At 60.2% G+C, this 553-nt stretch carries 1 protein-coding gene and 1 pseudogene; both read left to right on the plus strand.

Annotated elements, in window-relative coordinates; all coding sequences use genetic code 11:
* Nucleotides 1-447, plus strand: a pseudogene (locus tag DB30_RS41080) (16S rRNA (cytosine(967)-C(5))-methyltransferase RsmB); the annotation flags it as partial.
* 19 nt (nucleotides 448-466) lie between these two features.
* Nucleotides 467-553 (plus strand): hypothetical protein (locus tag DB30_RS43405; protein ID WP_420870712.1); only part of this gene is annotated, 87 nt, incomplete at its 3' end.

Below are 553 nucleotides of genomic sequence, written 5' to 3' on the forward strand. Positions count from 1 at the left end.
CTGACGCGCGTTAAAGAGAACCTGCAGCGCCTTGATATGCAGGCAGAGGTAAAACAGGGAGATGGACGTACCCCGGCGGCGTGGTGCGGCGAGCGTCAGTTCGATCGTATTTTGCTGGACGCGCCCTGCTCCGCCACTGGCGTTATCCGCCGTCATCCCGACATCAAGTGGCTCCGTCGCGATCGGGATATCGCCGAGCTGGCTTCGCTGCAGCGCGAAATTCTTGACGCTATCTGGCCGCATCTGAAACCAGGCGGTACCCTGCTGTATGCGACCTGCTCTGTGCTGCCGGATGAGAACGAGGCGCAGATCGCCGCCTTTCTGTCGCGCCACGCCGACGCACGCGCCGAAGCCTTGCCGGGCGGCAAAACCAGCGGGCTACAGGTCTTTCCGACCATCGACGGCGGAGACGGATTTTTCTACGCTAAGCTGATAAAAGCGCACTAACCAAAGAGCACGAGACGCAATGAAAATTATCATTCTGGGCGCCGGCCAGGTTGGCGGCACGCTGGCGGAAAACCTGGTCGGCGAGAACAACGACATAACGGTGGTT

It is taken from the genome of Enhygromyxa salina (assembly GCF_000737335.2).
GTDB lineage: Bacteria > Myxococcota_A > Polyangia > Nannocystales > Nannocystaceae > Plesiocystis > Plesiocystis salina_C.